Source organism: Arthrobacter sp. LjRoot14 (genome assembly GCF_964253905.1).
GTDB lineage: Bacteria > Actinomycetota > Actinomycetes > Actinomycetales > Micrococcaceae > Arthrobacter.
Genome location: NZ_CAXURL020000001.1, coordinates 989,051 through 1,007,406, shown reverse-complemented (window position 1 = coordinate 1,007,406; position 18,356 = coordinate 989,051). Strand labels below are relative to the sequence as shown.

Annotated in this window: 16 protein-coding genes; 4 read left to right on the top strand and 12 right to left on the bottom strand. The window is 66.9% G+C overall.

What is annotated here, in order from left to right; all coding sequences use genetic code 11:
- Positions 1-13: 13 nt before the first annotated feature.
- Positions 14-937 carry an SDR family NAD(P)-dependent oxidoreductase gene (locus tag ACSQ12_RS04735; RefSeq protein WP_436064519.1) on the top strand — a complete coding sequence of 308 codons (924 nt, stop codon included), beginning with the start codon at positions 14-16 and terminating at the stop codon, positions 935-937.
- 175 nt (positions 938-1,112) lie between these two features.
- Positions 1,113-1,457 (top strand): cupin domain-containing protein, encoded by a 345-nt coding sequence (locus tag ACSQ12_RS04730; protein WP_209747025.1) that lies wholly within the window; start codon positions 1,113-1,115, stop codon positions 1,455-1,457.
- A gap of 37 nt (positions 1,458-1,494) precedes the next feature.
- Here the strand turns inward: ACSQ12_RS04730 and ACSQ12_RS04725 are convergent, their stop codons facing one another.
- Complete coding sequence (locus ACSQ12_RS04725; RefSeq protein WP_436064518.1) at positions 1,495-3,327, bottom strand: gamma-glutamyltransferase family protein; 1,833 nt, start codon at positions 3,325-3,327, stop codon at positions 1,495-1,497.
- A gap of 62 nt (positions 3,328-3,389) precedes the next feature.
- Entirely contained in the window at positions 3,390-5,870 is a 2,481-nt protein-coding gene (locus ACSQ12_RS04720) for a Tex family protein (protein WP_436064517.1), read from the bottom strand.
- 142 nt (positions 5,871-6,012) lie between these two features.
- On the opposite strand from ACSQ12_RS04720, the gene ACSQ12_RS04715 reads away from it, so the two are divergent.
- Positions 6,013-6,309, top strand: a complete 297-nt coding sequence (locus ACSQ12_RS04715) for a hypothetical protein (RefSeq protein WP_209747031.1) — start codon at positions 6,013-6,015, stop codon at positions 6,307-6,309.
- 13 nt (positions 6,310-6,322) lie between these two features.
- Here ACSQ12_RS04715 and ACSQ12_RS04710 read toward each other — a convergent pair whose 3' ends face one another.
- From ACSQ12_RS04710 to ACSQ12_RS04700, 3 genes are read right to left on the bottom strand one after another with little or no spacing between them, the layout of a single operon-like run.
- Positions 6,323-6,712, bottom strand: coding sequence for a hypothetical protein (locus ACSQ12_RS04710; protein WP_436064516.1), 390 nt, complete (start codon positions 6,710-6,712; stop codon positions 6,323-6,325).
- 32 nt (positions 6,713-6,744) lie between these two features.
- A complete protein-coding gene (locus ACSQ12_RS04705) occupies positions 6,745-7,290 on the bottom strand; it encodes a nucleoside deaminase (protein WP_436064515.1) in 546 nt (181 codons plus the stop codon).
- A complete protein-coding gene (locus ACSQ12_RS04700; protein WP_436064514.1) occupies positions 7,280-7,885 on the bottom strand; it encodes an SOUL family heme-binding protein in 606 nt (201 codons plus the stop codon). The genes ACSQ12_RS04705 and ACSQ12_RS04700 overlap by 11 nt, the downstream gene beginning before the upstream one ends.
- Before the next feature lie 175 nt (positions 7,886-8,060).
- Between ACSQ12_RS04700 and ACSQ12_RS04695 the strand changes: the two genes are divergently transcribed.
- Positions 8,061-11,762 (top strand): TM0106 family RecB-like putative nuclease, encoded by a 3,702-nt coding sequence (locus ACSQ12_RS04695; RefSeq protein ID WP_436064513.1) that lies wholly within the window; start codon positions 8,061-8,063, stop codon positions 11,760-11,762.
- Positions 11,763-11,803: 41 nt separating this feature from the next.
- Here ACSQ12_RS04695 and ACSQ12_RS04690 read toward each other — a convergent pair whose 3' ends face one another.
- From ACSQ12_RS04690 to dhaL, 7 genes are all read right to left on the bottom strand, one after another.
- Positions 11,804-12,631, bottom strand: a complete 828-nt coding sequence (locus tag ACSQ12_RS04690; RefSeq protein ID WP_436064512.1) for a triose-phosphate isomerase family protein — start codon at positions 12,629-12,631, stop codon at positions 11,804-11,806.
- Positions 12,632-12,682: 51 nt separating this feature from the next.
- Positions 12,683-14,032: an MFS transporter gene (locus ACSQ12_RS04685; RefSeq protein ID WP_209747043.1), complete on the bottom strand. Its 1,350-nt coding sequence runs from the start codon at positions 14,030-14,032 to the stop codon at positions 12,683-12,685.
- Positions 14,033-14,084: 52 nt separating this feature from the next.
- A complete protein-coding gene (locus tag ACSQ12_RS04680; RefSeq protein WP_280872991.1) occupies positions 14,085-14,216 on the bottom strand; it encodes a hypothetical protein in 132 nt (43 codons plus the stop codon).
- A gap of 12 nt (positions 14,217-14,228) precedes the next feature.
- Complete coding sequence (locus ACSQ12_RS04675) at positions 14,229-14,996, bottom strand: SDR family NAD(P)-dependent oxidoreductase (protein ID WP_390248474.1); 768 nt, start codon at positions 14,994-14,996, stop codon at positions 14,229-14,231.
- 69 nt (positions 14,997-15,065) lie between these two features.
- Entirely contained in the window at positions 15,066-16,058 is a 993-nt protein-coding gene (locus ACSQ12_RS04670; RefSeq protein WP_436064511.1) for a 3-hydroxyacyl-CoA dehydrogenase family protein, read from the bottom strand.
- A gap of 2 nt (positions 16,059-16,060) precedes the next feature.
- Positions 16,061-16,552 carry a ribose-5-phosphate isomerase gene (locus ACSQ12_RS04665; RefSeq protein WP_209747050.1) on the bottom strand — a complete coding sequence of 164 codons (492 nt, stop codon included), beginning with the start codon at positions 16,550-16,552 and terminating at the stop codon, positions 16,061-16,063.
- Positions 16,549-18,327: a dihydroxyacetone kinase subunit DhaL gene (gene dhaL / locus ACSQ12_RS04660; protein WP_436064510.1), complete on the bottom strand. Its 1,779-nt coding sequence runs from the start codon at positions 18,325-18,327 to the stop codon at positions 16,549-16,551. Before dhaL ends, ACSQ12_RS04665 begins: the two co-directional genes overlap by 4 nt.
- Positions 18,328-18,356: the final 29 nt, after the last annotated feature.

Below are 18,356 nucleotides of genomic sequence, written 5' to 3'. Positions count from 1 at the left end.
AAGACCATTCCCCATGGCAAGAATCACCACCCCCTTCGGATTCAGTTCCACCACGACCGATGTCACCGAGGGCATCGACTTCACCGGAAAGCGCGTTGTCATCACTGGTGGAGCCTCGGGCATCGGATTCGAAACAGCCCGCGCCTTCGCCAACATCGGCGCCGAGGTCACCCTGGCGGTGCGCAACGTCAAGGCTGCGGCGCCGGTGGCCGAGAAACTTCGCGAGTCGACGGGCAACACGAACATCTTCGTGGGCCGGGTCGACCTCGCGGACTTGGCGTCGATCACCGAATTCGCTGACCGCTGGACCGGCCCCCTGCACGTGCTGGTCAACAACGCCGGCATCATGGCCCTGCCTGAACTCGAGCGGACTCCGGAGGGCTGGGAAATGCAGTTCGCTACGAACCACCTGGGCCATTTCGCCCTCGCGCAAGCCTCGCATGGAACCCTGGCCGAGGCCGGGAACGCCCGCATCGTGTCCCTGAGTTCCAGCGGGCACCTGTTCTCCCCGGTCATGTTCGATGACCCGCACTTCAACTTCGTCCCCTACGACGCCTTTGTCGCCTACGGGCAGTCCAAGACCGCCTCGACGCTGTTCGCCGTCGGTGTGACCGCCCGCTGGGGAAAGGATGGCATCACCTCCAACGCCGTCATGCCCGGCGCCATCGCCACCAACCTCCAGCGCCACACCGGGGGACTGCGCACCCCCATCGAACGTCAGAAGACTCCACAGCAAGGTGCGGCGACAACCCTCTATGTGGCGACATCCCCGGAACTCGAAGGTATAGGCGGCCGCTACTTCGAGGACGTCAACGAGGCCCGCATCGTCGATCACCGCGGCCCTGACTACACCGGAGTGGCGTCCTACGCACTCGATCCGGCCAATGCCGAGCGCCTGTGGGACCTCTCCACCGAACTCCTGGCCCACGCCACTTGACGACCATCGTCGGCGGCCCCAGCAGGACGCTGGACTTGACGTCTGAGGACCGTCAGATGTCTAGTGTGGGGACGGAGCTGGAGGGGCGGCGCATGCCGGTGCGGCCGATGACGGTCCGGCGTGGACCACCAGCAACAGTCCCGAACGTACAAGGACGTACAGAGAAGAGAGCACCATGAGCAACCAACAGGCGGCACCTGAGACAAAAGGTGTCACGGTGGAGCTACTTTCAACGGTTGACCTAGCCTCCGAGATCGAGGGCATGGAAGGGCGCCAGCTTCGAACGCGAATGGTGACTATCGAGCCCGGCGGTGTGTTCGGCCCGGTCCACGACCACGTGGGCCGCCCTGGCACCGTCTACATCCTGCAGGGAACGATCACCGACCATCGAAACGGCGTCGCCACAGACTACGGGCCCGGAGTGGGATGGCCCGAGGACCGGAATACCAACCACTGGCTCGAGAACAGGGGGACGGTTCCGGCAGTGGAAATCTCGGTCGATATCGTCATGAAAGAGTGAACCCAAGCATGGGTGGTCCTACGTTAGGGCGGAAACCCTACCGCCCCGCTGCGTACCCCTGCGCACCGCGGGGGTTCGCTGCACCCTGCAGGACTCCCGTCCGGGGATCACGGACGACGGCGGACAACCGTCCCAGCGTCCAGTCGCCGGCCCACGTGATCCGGTGGCCACGGCGTTCCAGGCCGGCAATGACGTCCTCACCCAGCCTGCCCTCCACCACTGCGCCGCCGGGCTCCCAGGTACGGGGCCAGAACGATCCCGGCATCGATGTCGTATGGAATGTTGGCGCATCGATGGCCTGTTGCGGAGTGTAGCCGCCCACGATGGTCCGCAGCAGGTACGGGAGCTGCCACTGGTCCTGCTGGTCGCCGCCGGGCGAGCCCAGCGCCGTAACAGCCGCGCCGTTGCGGAGCACAAGAGTGGGCGTCAGAGTGGTGCGGGGACGCTTCCCTGGGGTCAGCGTGGACGGTGTTCCCGGTTCGAGCCAGGTCATCTGCAGCCGGGTTCCCAGACAGAAACCCAGCTCGGGGATCGCCGGGGAGGACTGCAGCCAGCCGCCCGACGGAGTCGCCGAGATCATGTTGCCCCAGCGGTCCACGACATCGATGTGGCACGTGTCGCCACGCGTTTCGCCGCTAGCCAGCACCGTCGGCTCACCCACGCCGGCGCCGGCAGTCCCGCGAAGGCCCGGCCCGTCGTCGTCGTTCGCGAGCGCCGGCGGCACGTACTCCGTCCGCAGCGGCGGGATAAACGGTTCATGTCCCGGAACCCGGCCGGGCCGGAAGTCCTGCGATGCCCGCTCCGTGATCAACTGCCTGCGCTCCGCGGCGTACCCGGCGGACAGCAGGTGGTCAAGCGGAACGTCAGTGTCGCCGTAGTAGGCCTCCCGGTCGGCGAGCGCCAGCTTCTGGGCTTCCAGGATGGTGTGCACGCCCAGCTCGGTGGACGGATCAAGGTACTCGTCCGCAAAGCCGTCAAGGACCGCCAGGGTCTGCAGGAGCGCCGGCCCCTGTCCCCACGGACCCGTTTTGGCGATGGTGTGTCCCCTGAACTCAACCGTGGCCGCGGCTTCATAGCCGGCTTCGAATCCCCCGAAATCATCCATGGCCAGCACTCCACGGTGGTCAGTCCCGGACGAATGCCGGTGCGGCTTCTGCACGGACCGCACCATGGCCTTCGCAACGAAACCCTCGCGCCATTCCCGGCGTGCTGCCTCGATGCGCGCTTCCCGCGTGGACCCCGGGGCTCCCGCCTCCACCAGCCGTTCAAGGGTCTGCGCATAGGCCGGATTCCGTACCAGCTCCCCCTCAGAGGGAATTCTTCCCCCGGGCATCCACAGTTCGGCCGACGTAGGCCAGTGCTCCGTAAACAGCTCGGACACTGCCGCTATGGTCGCGCCAACCCTTCCCAGCATCGGGTGGCCGTCCCGCGCGTACCCGATCGCGTACTCGAGCACCGCCTGCAGCTCCCACGTTCCGTGGTCGCGCAGCAGGACGAGCCAGGCGTCGACGGCGGCAGGCACCGCCGCCGCCAGGGCGCCCGAACCCGGCACGAGCTCCAGGCCTTCCGAACGATAGTGCTCCGGCGTCGCTGCGGCGGGGGCCGGACCCTGCCCCATCAGAACCACCGGTTTGCCAGGTTCCTCCGCCGTGACAAACACTCCGGTCATGTCCCCGCCCGGTCCGTTCAGGTGCGGCTCCACCACGTGGAGCACAAACGCCCCGGCGGTGGCGGCGTCGAACGCGTTCCCGCCACGTTCCAGCACCGCCTGGGCGGCCGCGGTGGCCAGCCAGTGCGTGGAGGCGCTCATCCCGAAGGTTCCCTGCAGGGTGGGGCGCGTGGTGAACGGATCGGGCCGGGTGAAAGTCATGGGGACCACTGTAGCCACAGCCTGCAGCGGGATGACGGATTAACAGCGGCGCCGGATTGCAGCTACTTGCCCAGGCCGGCCTTCCGAAGTGCCTCGGCCATTGCGGTGTTGACCGGTGCGGGCTTGGGCGGCGGCGTCCGCTTGGCATCCGAACGTCCGTTCCGCGGCTGGTTGCCGTCACCCCGCCCCTGGCGGGCCTCATTTGCCTGCCGGGGTGCGCCGGACGGTGCCGGTTCGTCGTCGAGCCTCAGCGTCAGCGAGATGCGCTTCCGCTCCGGGTCGGCCTCAAGAACCTTCACCCGCACCACTTGGCCGGACTTCACCACTTCGCGCGGATCGGACACGAAGCGGTTGGCAAGCGCGGAAACATGGACCAGTCCGTCCTGGTGCACGCCCACGTCCACGAACGCCCCGAACGCGGCCACGTTGGTGACCGTTCCCTCCAGGATCATCCCTGGACGGAGGTCGGAGATCTTCTCGATCCCTTCCGAGAACTTGGCGGCTGCAAACGCCGGCCGCGGGTCACGGCCGGGCTTTTCCAGCTCGGAAATGATGTCCTGCACCGTGGGCAGTCCGAAGGCGCCTTCCACGAAATCCTGCGGGTTGAGCGAAGCGAGGCTGCCGGCACCGGACCCGCTAAGGGCTGCCTTCCCGGCAGCTGAGCTGCCGCCTGCTGACTTAGCGCCTGCTGCGGCGAGGATCTTCCGTGCCACCGGGTAGGCCTCCGGGTGCACGCTGGACGCGTCCAGCGGCTCCGCTCCGCCGGTGATCCGCAGGAAGCCCGCGCACTGTTCGAACGCCTTGGCCCCCAGCCGCGGCACTTTCTTGAGCTCGCTGCGCTTGGCGAATGGCCCGTGCTCGTTCCGGTACGCCACGATGTTCTCGCTCAGCAGCGGTCCGACGCCGGCCACCCGGCTCAGCAGCGCGGGTGACGCAGTGTTCACGTCCACGCCCACGGCGTTCACGCAGTCCTCCACCACCGCGTCCAGGCTGCGGTCCAGCTTCGCGGCCGTGACGTCGTGCTGGTACTGCCCGACACCGATCGACTTCGGTTCGATCTTGACCAGCTCCGCGAGCGGATCCTGCAGGCGCCGCGCGATGGACACCGCGCCGCGCAGGGAGACGTCCATGCCGGGCAGCTCGGCCGCGGCAAGCGCCGACGCCGAATACACCGAGGCGCCGGCTTCGGATACCACGAGCTTTTCCGGCGCCCGGGTTCCGGCGCCGCCCTGCCCTGCCGCCGACTCCGCAGACAGCTTCTTGATCAGCTCGAGGGCCAGCTTGTCGGTCTCGCGTGAGGCCGTCCCGTTGCCGATCGCCACCAGTTCGACGGCGTGCTGGCGCGCCAGCCGCACCAGTGTTGCGAGGGCCTCGTCCCACTTCCGCGCCGGGGCGTGCGGGTACACAGTGTCCGTGGCCACTACCTTGCCGGTCCCGTCCACCACTGCCACCTTCACACCGGTGCGCAGGCCCGGGTCGAGCCCGAGGGTGGCACGGTTGCCCGCCGGCGCAGCAAGAAGTACGTCGCGGAGGTTGGCGGCGAAAACCCGCACCGCCTCGTCCTCGGCTGCGGCGAACATCCGCCCGCGCAGATCGGCGGTCAGCCGGGCCAGCACACGCGAGCGCCACGCCACCTGCGCGGTCTGCAGCAGCCACTCATCGGCTGGCCGGCCGCGGTCCGCAACCCCGAGGAACCTGGCCACGGCGGATTCGTACCGGCCGCGGGCAGCGGCCAGGGCGTCGTCGTCGGACGGCTCAGCCTCGGCGAGGTCCAGCTCCAGCACCCCGTCCTTTTCCCCGCGGAGCAGCGCAAGTACGCGGTGCGACGGCATCCCGGACGGCGCCTGCGAAAACTCGAAGTAGTCCTTGAACTTCTGGCCTTCGGCCTCCTGGCCCTTCTTCACGCGGGACACCATACGGCCCTGCGTCCAGAGCCGTTCGCGCAGCGTCGCGGCCAGGTCCGGGTCCTGCGCCACGCGCTCCACCAGGATGGACCGGGCGCCCGCCAGCGCCGCCGCGGCGTCCTCGATGGAATGTTCAGCGTTCAGGTATTTGACGGCCTCGCGCTCCGGGTCCAGTTCCGGCCGTTTGAGCAGCGTGTCAGCGAGCGGCTCGAGCCCCGCCTCACGCGCGATCTGCGCTTTGGTGCGGCGCTTGGTTTTGAAAGGAAGGTAGATGTCTTCCAGCCGGGATTTGGTATCAGCGCCGACGACGGCGGCCTGCAGTTCCGGCGTCAGCTTGCCTTGCGATGCTATCGCCTCAAGGACCGTCCGACGGCGGTCCTCCAGTTCGCGGAGGTAGCGGAGCCGCTCCTCGAGTTCGCGGAGCTGGGTGTCGTCCAGCGTCCCGGTGGCTTCCTTGCGGTACCGGGCGATGAAGGGGACCGTCGAGCCGCCGTCGAGCAGTTCCACCGCAGCTTTCACCTGCCACGCCTTGACGCCCAGTTCGTCGGCGATCTGGGCCGCGATGTGGTCTGCCGTGGAGTCAGCAGTCTTGGCGGGGGACGGGGAAGGGCGCTGCGGGATGTGGTTCACCCAGAACATTTTGCCCTACCGGACGGACACTGTGTCGCTGGGTCCTCCCTCAACCACCCCCGAACCGGCGAAAACTGGGGCTATCCACAAGGGGAAAGAAGTGATGTAGTGGCAGTTGGGGGAGCCCGGCGATCTACGGAGGCGGTCCACGATGCAGGAGTTGCTCATCATCCTTCAGGGAGGCTTTAAGGAGGACAATGTCACGGTTTTCGTCAACGGCAAACAGGCGAGGCGCGACACCGAGCTCTCCACCAATCCGCTGCTTGGCATAGCCGAGGAGGTCGCGATCGAGCTACCGGCGCGCGGGGCCATCATCGGCGTTGACGTCACCAGCCGGGGCCTGTCCGGGGGCCTGAAACTCAGTGGCAAACCCAAGAGCCTCCTCGTGTCCATCGAAGACGGCAAACTGCTGGTGCGGGAGGGGACGGGCCGCGAGGCGTTCCTCTAGCTTGCAGGCTTGATCAGCGGGCGGGCCGCCCGGTCAGCAAGACCGCCTGTCCGCGAGCCCGCGCGGCGACGATGTTCCGGCGGTGCAGCGCGGCCGCCAGGAGGATCAGCGGCACGTGGATGGCCGGGAGGTTCCGTGCGAACCACTTGGGCAGATAGATATCCGTTACCGAACCGGTCTCGTCACCAAGCTTCTTGGCCACGGCGGTCAGCGGGCAATGGAACCCGTAGGCGGCAAAAATCAGCGTCTCGCCGGCCACCACGGACGCAGCCACCCCTGCCCGTCTGTCCGAGCGACCACGGAGGCCCGCGTACAAGACGTAGATCATGCAGGCTTCGATCAGGAACCAGGCAAGCGTGTGAAACGACTTCACTGCCCTCAAGGCCATGCGGTCCCGGTCCATGTCTCCGCCTCGTGTCCGTAGTCTGTCTCGCCCTATTTCCCCGGGACGCGGCGGTCAGCGTCCGTGGGTTCGTCCTCGGCGATGTCCTCAGCGATGTCCTCAGCCCACAACTCCGGGTAGTCGCGCTGGAAACCGAGCATCATGTCCACGCAGCGCCGGTCGTCCAGCACCAGCACTTCGACACCCCGCGAGCGCAGGAGCTCGAATTCGCCAGGAAACGTCCTGGCCTCCCCCACCACCACCCGCGGAATCTTGAACTGGATGATCGTCCCGGTGCACATCGCGCACGGCGCCAGGGTGGTGTAGAGCGTCGTGTCGCGGTAACTCTTCTGGCGTCCGGCAGCACGGAGCGCCGCCATCTCGCCGTGGGCGATGGGATCTCCATGCTGTACCCGCTCGTTATGGCCGCTGGCGATCACCTCGCTCCCCCTCGCGAGGGCGGCCCCGATGGGAATGCCGCCTTCACTGAGGCTCTGCTCCGCGGCCCGGACAGCTGCTTCGAAGGCTGCCTCATCGTAGGTGGCAGCGGCTGAGGCGGCTGCCTCGGTGGCGGTACGGTCGCCTGGTTTATTGCTCATGCGGCCCTCCTCTGTGGCCGGCAAGTCCCGCCGACTCCTCGATATCCTGGACCACCTCGTTCTTCCTGAGGAACCAGGGTTTGAAAGGCGGGTCAAAGCGTGCGAACCGCGGCGCTCCGACCGGCCTGAGGCCGGCTTGAGCCAGGGCTTCCTGCAGGACACTGTTCCGCTTCCCGAACGCAGCTTCGGTCCCCCTGCCGGAGAATCCCAGGACGGCGGCCACAGATCCGGGCACGGCCCGGATTTCCACTTGCGGATTATTCGGCACGGGTGCCGTTGCCGCCGTCATGCTGGCGGGAAGAACGAACGCAACAACGAATTCGCTGTCGCCGGGGGCACCGCTCTGGACCACCGGCGCCGTCATTGCCAGCTTCCGGGATGACGCGGGACTTTGCAGGACCGGGGCGGTCATGGACACGGACTCGCGTGCGGTGTTGTTACCGCTGATGTAACCGAAAAGAAGCCGAAAAGCGGCGTTGCCCGCACTGTCGAAGGTCGCGTTCACCTTCACTTCGGCGACGGCGTGCGCCGGGTAACGGCGCACTTCAAAATCCGGAAACCGTTGGACGACTTCAAAAGGCTGCTGTTCAGTCATGTTCCTCAGACCTTACGCCGACCGTGCCTGCCCGGGCCAGAGGCCGGCGGGCAGCGGCAGCGGCGGAGCGGGAGATCCCAAGGCAGATTGTCGGGGCCCTTTGATAGCTTGGCAATAAGACATCAATGGCAGCTCACAACAACCGGCACCGCAACATCTACGGCAACGAGGCGCAGTGTTTCTTCTTGAACCGGAAGTACCGGACCAGGTGCAGGACCTGGTCTTCTCCGCGAGCGATCTGGTCATCGCTGCAACGTGCGAGTATCAGTTGCTGCGCAAGCTGGACGAAAAACTGGGCCGCTCCCCTAAAGCCGAGTTCGAGCCTGACGAAATGCTGGCGCGCACAGCGAAGCTTGGGGACATCCACGAACACAAAGTCCTGGACAAGTTCCTTGACGAGTTCGGTCCCTGGGATCCCGCCACCGGCCGCGGCGTGTACGACGTCGCGGCAGCCACCACCATGGACCGCGCCACCCTGCAGGCCAAGCATGCCGAATCAATAGACGCGCTGCGGGCGGGAGCGGACGTCGTCTTCCAGGCGGCCTTCTTTGACGGCCGCTTCCACGGCCGTTCCGACTTCCTCGTCAAACAGGACGACGGCAGCTACGCCGTGTACGACACCAAACTGGCCCGCCATGCCAAAGTGACGGCGCTGCTCCAGCTTGCCGCTTACGGAGACCAGCTGCTTCACGCCGGAATCGACCCCGACCCCGCTGTCACCCTGGTCCTCGGGGCCACAGTGGAGACAGCCGGAGGCGGGTTCGACTATGTCCGCAGCAGCCACAAACTGGCGGACATCCTCCCGGTCTTCCGCGAACGGCGGGAAAGGTTCCTGGCCCTGACGGCCGGCCACCGGAACCAGCCAGACACCGTAGGCTGGGGCGCACCCGGTGTTGTTGCCTGCGGCCGGTGCGACTACTGCCAGGAACAGGTCAAAGCCACTGACGATCTCCTCCTGGTGGCGCGGATGAACTCGGCGCAGCGGAAGAAACTCCACGAGCAGGGCATCTTCACCGTCAAGCAACTGGCCGACGCGACGTTGCCCGGCGCCAGCCCGTCCTTGCTGCGGATGCAGGACCAGGCCCGGATGCAGAGCAATGCGGGCACGGCGGAGGGTTCGGTCAGCTACGTCAAGGACGGCGAACAGCACAGCATCAGCTACCGGGTCATCCCGGAGAACACTCTGGCAGAACTGCCCCCGCCGAGCCCCGGAGATATCTTCTTCGACTTCGAAGGCGATCCGCTGTGGCAGGACGCCGCCACCGGAATCTGGGGCCTTGAGTATCTGTTCGGGGTTATCGAAGCGCCTTCGGCACCGGATGGCCGGACCGTGTTCAAGCCTTTCTGGGCCCACAACCGCGCGGCGGAAAAGCAGGCCTTCCTCGATTTCCTGGACTACGTCGAGGACAGGCGGCGCCAATACCCGGACATGCACGTGTACCACTACGCCGCCTACGAGAAGACTGCCCTCCGCAAGCTCTCGGTCATGCATGTCGCGGGAGAGGACACCGTGGACACGTGGCTGCGGGACGGGCTCCTGGTGGACCTGTACCAGACCGTGCGGAACAGCATCCGGATCTCCGAGAACTCGTACAGCATCAAGAAACTCGAGCCGCTCTACATGGGCAGCAACCTCCGCTCGGGTGACGTGAAGGACGCGGGGGCATCGGTGGTGGCGTATGCAGACTACTGCGAGGCGCGCGACGCCGGTCTTGCCGAGGACGCAGCAGCCATCCTTGCCGGCATCTCGGACTACAACGAATACGACTGCCTCTCCACGCTGGAGCTCCGCGGCTGGCTGCTGCGGCTGGCTGCCGAGCGCGGAATCGGCGCCGCTCCGGTCGCCCATCCGGGCGGAAACGATGGGGCACCCGGAGACGCAGGGCGCTCCGAAAATTTAGGCCGGGCGGCATCTGAGTCCGACGACGGTGCCGCCGTCCAGCGTTCCGAACGGGCCATTCGGGCGTTCCTCGCCCGGAGGGCAGAGTTACGCGCAGCCGAGGGTGAACCCGGCGGCCCCGATTCCGATATTCAAGCCGTCGCCATGGTGGAGGCGGCCGTGAGCTACCACCGCCGTGAGCGCAAGGCCTTTTGGTGGGCCCACTTTGACCGCTGCGAGAGCGGACCCGACACCCACCAGCAGGACCGCAACGTCTTCCTCGTCGAGGAAGCCCGCATCCTCGACGACTGGCACAAGGTAGGCACCAGGCTCCCCGAGCGCAGGGTGCAGCTGACCGGCACAGTCAGCGCCGGCTCGGACCTCCGCGAAGGCAGTAAATGGTTCCGGATGTATGACCGTCCATTGCCCGCGGGGCTCGAGGGCACAGGCAGCGACGGCTCGGGCCGTAACGGGTGGTTCGGGACCGAGGTCCTGGAGCTTGGCCACGAGGACGGCAGGGACACCGTGGTGATCCGTGACCGCCTGCACCGGAAGATCGAGCCGCATAACAACCTGCCCATAGCGCTTACCGAAGACCAGCCTGTCGCCACCAAGAGCCTGGAGGAGGCGCTGGCCCTGCTGGCTGACCAGGTCGCCGCCGGCCTCCCGGACGCTTCGGCGGAGACCCCGGGAGAGCCCGTGTTCCGGAAGCATCCGGCATTGGACCTGGTGCGCAGGGTTCCGCCGCGGCTGGTGACAGGCGGGGCCCTTCCCGAGCCGGCGGCCGGCGCGGACCGCTTCATCGACGCCATCACGGCAGCCGTGGAGGCCCTCGACCACTCCTATCTGGCCGTCCAGGGACCGCCTGGCACCGGCAAGACCCATGTCGGTTCCCATGTCATTGCCCGGCTCGTGGGCCGGGGCTGGAAGGTGGGCGTCGTTGCCCAGTCACATGCGGTGGTGGAGAACCTCCTCTGCACCGCCGTGGAAAAAGCGGGAGTGGACCCGCGAAGGGTCGCCAAGGACGTCAAGCACGACGGCGCCCTGCCGTGGGACCACCGCGCTGCTGCCGACGTGGACCGGCTGCTCAGCTCTCCGGGAGGAGCACTGGTGGGCGGCACTGCCTGGACCATGACCGGCTCCACCGTGCCCGCCGGGTCCCTGGACCTTCTGGTAATCGACGAGGCCGGGCAGTTCTCCCTCGCCAACACACTGGCTGTTGCCCAGGCAAGCCCGCGGCTGCTGTTGCTCGGCGATCCGCAGCAGCTCCCCCAGGTCAGCCAGGGCACCCACCCCGAGCCGGTCAACGAGTCCGCCCTGGGCTGGATCTCTGCGGGCCATGCCACGCTTCCGCCGGAGCTCGGCTACTTCCTGGCGGATACGTGGCGCATGGCGTCGCCGCTGTGCGCCGCCGTTTCGGAGCTTTCCTACGAGGGCAGGCTGCAGTCCGCCAGCGCCGCGGACCTGCGGTTTCTGGCGGGCGTCCCTGCCGGAATCGACACCGTGATGGTTGCCCACAGTGGCAACATCACGTCGTCCCCGGAGGAAGCCGCTGAAGTGGTGCACCAGGTGGGCAGGCATCTGGGCCTGGCCTGGCACGATGAAACCGGCGACCGCCCGCTGGGGCCGGAGGACATCCTGGTGGTGGCGGCCTACAACGCGCAGGTGAACCTGATCAGGGACGCCCTCGACGCAGCCGGCCACGGGGCGGTCCGAGTGGGCACCGTGGACAAGTTCCAGGGGCAGGAGGCTGCCGTGGTGATTGTGTCCATGGCGTGTTCTGCGGTGGCCGAGGCTCCGCGCGGCATGGAGTTCCTGCTCTCCCGGAACCGGATCAACGTGGCGGTGTCGCGCGGCAAGTGGCGTGCCGTAGTGGTGCGCGCCCCGGAACTGACCAACTACCTGCCCACCCATCCCGAGGGCCTCGAACAGCTGGGCGGTTTTATCGGGCTGTGCCAGCGGGCTGTGCCGGCGGTCGGTGCAAGCGAACGGCCATAAAGAAACGCCTTTTCAGGTCGGCGTCTCATCCAGCCGGCGCCTCATCCAGCCAGTGCCTCATCCAGCACCGCACCGAAGTTCCCGGCGTCGTGCGCGAAGCGGCCCAGGAACAATCCGGAAACGCCGCCCAGTCCGGGCAGGAGGCCGGGCTTCGCTGAACCGCCGTAGATGACCGGAAGCTCCCGCAACCTGTGCGCGGCGAGCAGGCCGCGGAGGTGATTGACGACGTCGGACACGTACCCTGCGTTGGCTGGCTCGGCGGCGCCGATGGCCCAGACGGGCTCGTAAGCGATGATGAGGCGCGAGGCCAGTTCCCAGTCGCCCCCAACGGCAGCCTCAATCTGCCCGTGCACAAAGCCTGCGGCTGCCCGGGCCGCAACGGCGGCGTCGCCGTCGGAGGCGTCCGCCAAGGAGTCCTCGCCGACGCACAGCAGGGGGGTCAGCCCGGCGTCGGCGGCGGCCCGGACCTTGAGCGCCACCATGGAATCGTTTTCGCCGAAGTGCGCTCGGCGTTCGGCGTGTCCGATCTCCACCAGGCGGACGCCGAGTTCCGCGAGCATGGACGGCGCCACCTCACCGGTCCACGGGCCGGCCGCCCAGCCGCAGTTCTGTGCGCCGAGCAGCATTGGCGAACCGGCCAGGAGAGCGGCGGCCGCCGGCAGCACCGGGAAGGACGGGATCACAAACGGGACAACCCGCCCGGCCGCGAGGGCCGGACGGGAGTCCACTTCGTGCCGCAGGCGCTCCAGCCAGTCCAGGGTGTCCCGGTAGCCCAGGTACATCTTGGTGCTGACGCCGACATACGTGACGGAGTCAATAGCACTGTCAGTGACTGTGCCCGTGTCCTGGCTGGCTGAAGAGTGCTGCATCTGTGTTGCTTTCTTGCTGGTGTGTTTTCCTAATGGCCACAGGCTCCGGACTTACTTCTCGAGAAGTTCGTCCGCCTTGTTCTGGAACCGCTTGGTCGCGAACATCATTGCGGCCGCCAGGAACGGCAGGACGCCGAGGGCGTAGACGCCCATGGTTCCCGTGTCGGACGCCGTGACCTGGTTGACCGTGGTGCGCAGGATCGGGGCCACGAAGCCGCCCAGGTTGCCCAGCGAGTTGATCAGGCCGATGCCCGCCGCGGCCGCCGTGCCGGTGAGGAAAGCGGTCGGGTAGGACCATGCGATGGGCCCGATCGACAGGAAGCTGCACACCGCAAGGGTGATGAAGATGATGCCCAGTGCCGGGATATGGTTTGCGCCGGCCCAGGCCGAGCCGAAGATGCAGAGCCCGGTGGAGATGAACAGCCCCGTGCCCCACACCCGGCGGCGGACGATGGTGTTGGCTGCCTTGCCGATGAAGTAGCAGGCGAAGATGCCGAAGAACCACGGGATGGCCGCCAGGAGTCCCACCGCGAAGCCAACCTTCTGGCCAGTCAGCTGCGCCACCTGCTGCGGCAGGTAGAACGTCACGCCGTACACCGCCACCTGGAGGCAGAAGTAGATGACCGTGAAGTACCAGACCTTGCGGTTCTTCATGGCGGCGAGCACGCCCCGGGGGCCGGTTTCCTCCTTGACGGTGTCCTCCAGTGCCATGACATCCAGCAGCGCCTTCTTTTCGCCCGGGTTCAGGAACTTGGCGTCCTGCGGGCTGTTGATCAGGAAGAAGTACGCGGCAATGCCGGCCAGGACCGCGAGCATGCCTTCAACGAAGAACATGACCTGCCAGCCGGCCACACCGGGAACCTGGTCGCCGATGTTGATCAGCCAGCCGGACAGCGGTGCGCCCATCATCTGGGAAAACGGCTGAGCCAGGTAGAAGATGGCGAACATTTTCACCCGGACCTTGTTCGGGAACCAGGCCGCCAGGAACATGATGACGCCCGGGAACAGGCCGGCTTCGGTGACACCCAGCAGGAAGCGCAGGATGATGAAGGAGGTCTCGCCCTGGACGAAGGCGAAGCACGCGGACACAATGCCCCAGGTGATGGCGATGCGGGCCAGCCACACCTTGGCACCGAACTTGGTCAGGAGCAGGTTGCTGGGGATTTCGAACAGTGCGTAGCCGATGAAGAAGATGCCGGCGCCAAGGGCGTAGGCCCCGGCGGTGACCCCGCGGTCCACACCAAGCGCTGCTTCTGCGAAGCCGACGTTGGTGCGGTCCAGGAAAGCCACCACATACAGGATGACCAGCATCGGCATCAGCCGGAACGAGGCCTTGGAAATCGCCGATTTGAGGACCGGTGAATCCAGGAGCTCCTTGGTGGATGTTGCTGTTAGGGACATCAAAACTCCTCTTTGAGTAAATCAGTTGCGAACGAAGGTGGTGCCTGGGGTCCTAGCGGGAGAATGCGATGATCATGATTCCGGCGAGGCAGGCAAGGATGCCCACGGCGAGGTAGATCCGGCGTTCGCGGCTCCAGGACCTGAGCCCCGTCACCTGGGATGTTGCTGGTTTGTGCTGTGCCATGGGTGGCCTTCCCTAGTGCATGTAGAGTCCGCCATCCACATTCAGCGTCTGGCCGGAGATGTAACCGGCGTCCTCGCTGATGAGGAAGGCGATGGCTGCTGCGATGTCGCGTGTGGATCCGACCCGGTTGACCACCAGGTCCTTGGTGAGTTCGTCCTTGCGTTCCTGGCTGAGCGTGCCGCCCATGATGTCGGTATCGATGGGGCCCGGGGAGATGGCGTTGACGGTGATGTCGTACTCCCCCAGTTCGCGTGCCGTGGCGCGGGTCAGGCCGATCACGCCGGCCTTCGCCACCGAGTACGGCGTCTTGGAGAACGTGCCGCCGCCGCGCTGCGCGGATACGGAGGAGATGTTGACGATGCGTCCTATCCGGTTCTTGACCATGGATTCGGCCACGCGGCGGGTGGCGTAATGGACGCCATTGAGGTTGATGTTCAGCACGCGGTCCCACTCGGCGGCGTCCAGTTCCAGGTACGGAACCGGTGAACTGACGCCGGCCACGTTGGCCAGAGCCACGATCTGCGGCAGCTCCGCTTCGATCTCATCGATCGCGTTGCGGACGGAAGTTTCATCGGCCACGTTGGCTCCGACACCGAAGGCCTGGACACCGTACTGGGCGGCCAGTTCCTTGGCTGCGGCCTTGCACAGGGCGTCGTCCAGGTCGATGATGCCGATGTTCCAGCCCTGCGCGGCCAGGTAGTTGACGGTGGCCCGGCCGATGCCGCGCTCGGAGACGGCTCCGGTGACGATTGCGGTGCGTTCTGCGGGGAAAATGCTCATGGGTGTGCTCCTGAATGATGACGAACGGGAAATCCCTGCCCGGCGATGGCGCCGGCGGCAGGGCAGGTCCTAATGGATCGGGGCGGGGCCAAGGTCTTCGAGAAGCTGCTGCATGGCGACGTAGGCCTTGTTGCGGTACGCGATCAACTCGGGGGTGCGCTCGGCCGGAACGTTGAGGAAGCCCGCACCGGTCTTGGTGCCCAGCTTCCCGGCTTCCACCAGGTCCGTGAGGATCTTGGGGGTGGCGAACCGCTCCGGGAAGTCGGTCTGGAGGGACTTGTAGCAGAAGTTGTAGACGTCCAGCCCGGCCATGTCCGCGATGGCAAACGGACCGAAGAACGGCAGGCGGAAGCCGAAGGTGGTGCGGACCAGCGTGTCCACGTCATCCGCCGTCGCAATGCCCTGCTCCACCAGCTGCGCCGCTTCGTGGAACAGCGCGTACTGCAGGCGGTTGAGCACGAAGCCGGTGACGTCCTTGACGACCGCCGTCTGCTTGCCGGCGGCGTGGACCAGGTCGCGGGCTGCGCCGACGGTGGCCGCCGATGTGCCGGCGTGCGGGATGATCTCGACACCGGGGATGAACGGCGACGGGTTGGAGAAGTGCACGCCGAGGAACCGCTCGGGGTTGGTGACCGGTTCGGACAGTTCGGCGATGGAGATGGTGGAGGTGTTGGAGCCGATGATCGCGTCCGGCCGGGCGGCGGCGCTGATGCGGGCCAGGGTCTGGTGCTTGATGGCGATGACCTCGGGAACGGCTTCCTCGATGAAGTCCGCGTCCGCCACCGCTTCCTCGATGTCCTTAGCGGCCCAGAGGTTCTGCTTCAGGATCTCTGTGGAACCGGCGGGGAACAGTCCGTCGGCCACAAACTGGTCCGATTCCGCCAGGAGGCGGTCGTAGTTGCTTTGCGCCACTTCGGCGGACACATCGGCGAGTGCAACCCGGGCCCCGCCGAGCGCCAGGACCTGCGCGATCCCGCCGCCCATGTAGCCGGAGCCGACGACGGCGATCTTCCGGGCGCTGTTCACGTCAAACGTTGTGGGGGTGCTTGCTGTTTCGGTCATGATCAGACTGCCTTCGTGTAGTCGGGCTCGTAGGAGCAGATGGCGTCCACCTTGGCGGCGGAGGATGATGTCTCGTCGAAACGGTAGTCGAGCCATTCGCCCACCAGTTTCTTGGCCAGTTCCAGGCCGATCACGCGCTGGCCCATGGTGAGGACCTGGGCATTGTTGCTCAGGACCGACCGTTCCACGGAGTAGCCGTCGTGGGCCGTGACGGCACGAATCCCGGGGACCTTGTTGGCCGCGATGGCCACGCCCAGTCCCGTGCCGCAGATCAGCAACGCACGGTCCGCTTCGCCGTCGGCCACCTTGCGGGCGGCGTCGACGGCGACGTGCGGGTACGCGGTTGAGTCGTTGGCACCGACGCCCACATCCGTGACGGACGCGACCCGGCTGTCCGCTTCGAGGAGCGCCTTCAGCGCTTCCTTGTATTCGACGCCCGCTTCATCGTTTCCGATGACAATGCGCCAGCCTGCAGTGCTCTTGTCCGCGCTCATGGTTGTGCTCCATTTCCGGCCGCGGAGGCGGCCAGTGGTGAATCCGTCAGTGGTGAATCCGTCAGTTCAGAATCGAGATAGTTCGAGATCCGGGCGGCGATCAGTCCGAAGGACACCGCGCCGGGATCGGGATGGCCCAAACTCTTTTCGGCGAGGGGTCGCGCCCTGCCCTTGAGCGGCCGGAGCGAAGCGGTGGCGTCCGCGGCCTCCTGCGCGGCAGCCGCTGCTGAGGCGAGCGCCGCGCGTACCGGGGTGCCGCCGTCGAACGCGGTGAGGAATGCGTCCCGGAAGGGAAGCAGCGCGTCCACCATGGTTTTGTCCCCCGGTTCGGCCTTGCCGAGTTCGGTGATGGCGTCCACGAAGGCGGTGACGGCGGCCGCCGCGTCCTCGCCGCGGTATGAGTCCTTGTTGCCGAGGGCCAGGCCGGCGGCGATCACGGCGGATCCCCACAGCGCCCCGGAGGTCCCGCCGGCGCGTTCGCTCCATGCTTCGCCCGCGGCGGTGAGCACGCGTTCCGCCGAGGCCCCGGCTGCCGAGGTTTCCTGCGCTGCCGGGGCAGCTGCGTCCACGCCGCGGCGCATGCCGATGCCGTGGTCGCCGTCGCCCGCGATGGCATCCAGGTTGCCCAGTTCCTCTTCATGCTCGACGACGACGCCCTGCACCTGGGCGAGCACGGCGGCTGCCAGCCGGCCCAGCTCAGCTGCTGCCGCCGTCGTGTTTTCCACGTCGCCGGCTACGGCGTCTTCCGGTCCGGCCAGCTCGCGGCGGGCACGCGGGGCCAGGTTGCCCTTGCGGAAGGCGGGGGTGTCGGCCGGAGCTGCCCAGAACTGCTCCAGTTCATCGTCCAGCCACAGCAGCGTCAGGGAGAGACCGGACATGTCCAGGCTGGTGACCAGCTCGCCGCATTCCGGTTCCACCACAGTCAGGCCGGCGGCGGTAAGGAGCTTGTCGATCTTCCCGAAGAGCAGGAACAGCTCGTCGTATTTGACCGTACCCAGGCCGTTGACGATGGCCACCACACGGTTCCCGGCGTCGTCGGGCTTGTCCGCGAGGAGCTTGGAGACCAGCAGTTCGGCGAGTTCGGAAGCGGTAGGCATGGGGTGTTCGGAGATGCCCGGCTCGCCGTGGATGCCCAGGCCCAGCGACATCTGGCCGGCGGGCACGTGGAACAGCGGCGCATCCGCTCCCGGCAGCGTGCAGCCGTCAAATGCCACGCCCAGCGAACGGGTGCGGTAGTTGGTCCGGATGGCAAGGCGTTCGACCGCGTCAAGGTCCAGCCCGGCTTCGGCTGCGGCGCCGGCAATCTTGAAGACCGTCAGGTCCCCGGCGATGCCGCGGCGCTTCTCGATCTGGTCCAGCGGCGCGCTGGCAATGTCGTCCGTGACCAGGACGGTGCGGGTTTCGATTCCCTCGGCGTTGAGCCGCAGCTGGGCCTGGCCGAAGTGGAGCACGTCGCCGGCGTAGTTGCCGTAGCTCAGCAGCACGCCGCCGCCCGCGTTGGCGGCCTTAGCCACCCGGTACACCTGGCCGGCTGCCGGGGAAGCGAACATGTTGCCACAGGCGGAGCCCGTGGCGAGGCCCGGTCCCACGAGGCCTGCGAAGGCCGGGTAGTGGCCGGATCCGCCGCCCACCACCAGGGCCACCTGGCCGGCGGGCACCTCGGTGGAACGGACCACGCCGCCGTCCACCCGGGCGACGTACCCGCGGTTGGCTGCTACAAAGCCGTCCAGTGCCTCATCCGCGAAATCAGCGGGGTTGTCGAAGATCTGGGTCATGGTTTCCTCATTGAATCCGTGTTGGGAAG